Origin of the sequence: Clostridium sp. C105KSO13 (genome assembly GCF_001517425.1) — a bacterium.
Lineage (GTDB): Bacteria > Bacillota > Clostridia > Lachnospirales > Lachnospiraceae > Muricomes.
Genome location: NZ_FBWL01000122.1, coordinates 1 through 2,910 on the forward strand (window position 1 = coordinate 1; position 2,910 = coordinate 2,910).

The 2,910-nt window shown below is 41.4% G+C and carries 3 protein-coding genes; all 3 read right to left on the reverse strand.

Going from position 1 to position 2,910, the window contains the following annotated elements; all coding sequences use genetic code 11:
- Nucleotides 1-115: 115 nt before the first annotated feature.
- The gene (locus BN3456_RS01240) at nt 116-502 is read right to left on the reverse strand and encodes a hypothetical protein (protein WP_089982197.1); all 387 of its coding nucleotides are present in this window, start codon (nt 500-502) and stop codon (nt 116-118) included.
- Nucleotides 492-1,262, reverse strand: coding sequence for an IS21-like element helper ATPase IstB (istB, locus tag BN3456_RS01245; protein ID WP_089982199.1), 771 nt, complete (start codon nt 1,260-1,262; stop codon nt 492-494). The genes BN3456_RS01240 and istB overlap by 11 nt, the downstream gene beginning before the upstream one ends.
- On the reverse strand, nt 1,255-2,910 hold a 1,656-nt coding region (gene istA, locus BN3456_RS01250), incomplete at its 5' end, for an IS21 family transposase (RefSeq protein ID WP_207644078.1). The genes istA and istB, both read right to left, overlap by 8 nt.

Consider the following 2,910-nt stretch of genomic DNA (forward strand, 5'->3'; position numbering starts at 1 on the left):
TGTAAACGGCAAGTACTTTCCAGCAAAAAGTGGAAATTATTTTCCAGCGTTTTTTGGCAAATAAAATCCAGCACTTTTGCTTATAGCACTCCGTGGTTGATCCGCGGAGCATTTTTTAACTAAATGGAAGTTCCCTATCTGGAATGGCGTAAACGGGTGGGGTCATTTCTCCCGGAATACTCTCAAGATATCGGTCCACCTCTTCGTCATTATCATCCCAGCCATAATAAGCCATTGCAAACTTCCTTGCTTCCTCTGAATTCATTCCCTGGGTATGCTGACGGATATACTCTTCATCACGATAGGACGTCAAAAATTCTACCGGGACCTGCCCATCTGCCCATGCGCCACATGTATTCTCGTATACACTATGTCCATCTTTCACCCATTCGCGCAGAGCTCTCATTTCTTTCTTGGTCATTGGTGTTTCTTTTATATATTCCTTATACTGAGTAGTTAGAAACTCTTCCACTTCATGAGATATGTGCTTATTAAATTTCATCCGTTGTCCCCCCTTCCTCTAAAAAAGTTTTTCTGTTTTCCAATCGATAGCTTTTCCCTGCCATCTGTATTCGATCGCATCGGTATGATAGCCGGTCAAGGATTGCTGTTGCTAATGCTGCATCGTCCAGAAATTCCGCCCATTCTTCAAATCCTTTGTTTGTTGTTATGATAATGGAGGTCTGTTCTTGAAGCTCTGATATCAGCTGAAAAAACAGATTTCCCTCTGTTGGCGCAATCGGAAGATATCCAACCTCATCAATAACCAGAAGGTTTGATTTTTGGATCCGGTTCATCTTTGCTCTGCTCCGGCGGTCTATTTCTGATGTGCGAAGGCACTGCATGAGGGACTGCATGGTCGCATAACTGGCTTTATAACCTTCTTCACACGCATGATGGGCAAGCGCTATCGCCAGATGCGTTTTACCTACTCCAGGCGGTCCCGAAAGTATAAGATTATACAGACCATCAATCCAGGTCAGCTCCGATAGCTGATTTAACTGTTTTTTTGTTATGGACTGGCAGAAACTCAGATCAAAGTCTTTTAAATACTTTGGATATGGAAATCCTGCGTCTTTGATGCGCTTATCTTTTGCCTTATCCTGACGATACCGGATTTCACTGCTCAGTATGTTCTGCAAAAATGCCACATAGCTTGATTCCTCTGTTTCTGCACCATGAACGATTGTTTCAAGCTCGTTCTTTGTATGTATCAGCCCCAGCGTTCCTGCATAGGTTCTGATTTCCTGTAGATTATCCATTTACAACACTCCTTCCCATTGCTTGTTCATACACACTTAAATCTCGTATTTCTGGCATATTCCCTCGGTACTTGGAGGGGAGTGCTGACATATTTTCTTTCTTTTTCGGTTCTGTTTTTATCTGTTTCAGATAAATAATACTGGACTTCAAATCCCCAGCAGAATACAGTCCTTTTTCCGAACAATAGTGAAGTCCGTGAATCAGAAGCTCTGTGTCCCATTCTTCAAAAAGTTTTCTTATCACACCAAGCTGATCTCTGTAATAGCGGGGCTTCGCCTGGTGGATATGTTCTAAAAACGGCACAACCAGTTCATCATTCTGAAATAGTTCCTGAACAGTTTTCTCCTGTTCTTGTAATGACTTGCTCTTATCACGTTCATCCCTTTTCTGACCAATTAATTTCCCTTTGTCATGACAGAGAGGGTGCGTTGCATAGATTTCACCTGTCAGGGTATCTGTGATGGAAAGGATATCATTCTCAACAATCATGAATACACGTTTTCCTGCACTATAAGTACCTTTTGGCACACGATAGCGGTTTCCTTTGTATAAAACGATGTTGTCTTTTCTGACCTGATAATCTATACTGTCATTAACAGCAACTGTGAAGTTGTATGCAGATACTGGTATGAGGTATTCCTTTTCGAGAGAAAATACCTCTGCTGGTATCTTTTGTGTTGTTCCATGTATTTTCTTATTTCCAGTTCTTTTTAGCCAAGCAATGCAGTCTGTATTAAAGCTGTCTATATCTTTGAAAATACGATGTTCCGCAAAGCCATGCTTGGCATATTTTACGACATTTTCAATCAGTCCTTTGGATTCAGGATCCGCTCCATGGCAGAGAAAGATATCAAACTTTGCTTCGTTTATGTAGCTCTGAAATCCTTCGGTGTAAATGATGTCGCCATTGTTCTCACTGACTGCAAGTATCTTGTCCTGATCGTAAACCATTTCCTGCGGACGCCCATCAAAGAAGGTAAATGCTTTGATATGAGCTTGTACAAATGTATCTGTGGTAAATGGTTTTTCCTGCCATAGGATGAACTTGTAGCGAGAATGGGTCAGGACCATTCCAAAGCAGTAGACTTTCTTATGGCGGCCGCTTATCGTTTTCAGACTGATTTCGCCCATATCCACCTGTGCCTGCTTTCCTGGTGGCAATTCCTCCATTGCCTCGTACTGCCTTGATGTTTCAGGTTTCTTGATATCGTATTCCTCCCGGATAGATTTCACATAATCCCTGAAGCACCGCTCTTGAAAGTCCAGTGTTTCTAAACAGGTATGTTCTTTGATCCAGTCATAAAGCTGTGCCGCTGACATGTCAGGATATTTCATCAGGCATTCCAGCACAAAATCTTTGTGAGGATCTGCTTTCTTTTTTCTTGTTTTAGCTGCTTCAACTCTTGCAGCATAATCCCCTGGTGTTAAATTCCAGTACACGCCAACTGTTTCTCTGTTAATTCCTATTTTTCTAGCAGTTTGGCTCTTGTTAAATCCTTTTCTTTTGAATCTTTGGATTTCATAGTAATGCATCCAACTAACCATCCTTTCTTCACCTCCGAATGACAGTATATCATTCGTTGATGTTGTATAATAGTTGCTGGATTTTATTTGCCTAAATCTGCTGGTTATAGTATACCACTTACA

Coding starts and splice junctions, on each gene's coding strand:
- BN3456_RS01240 (WP_089982197.1), bottom strand. CDS start 502: ATGAAATTTAATAAGCACATATCTCATGAAGTGGAAGAGTTTCTAACT.
- istB (WP_089982199.1), bottom strand. CDS start 1,262: ATGGATAATCTACAGGAAATCAGAACCTATGCAGGAACGCTGGGGCTG.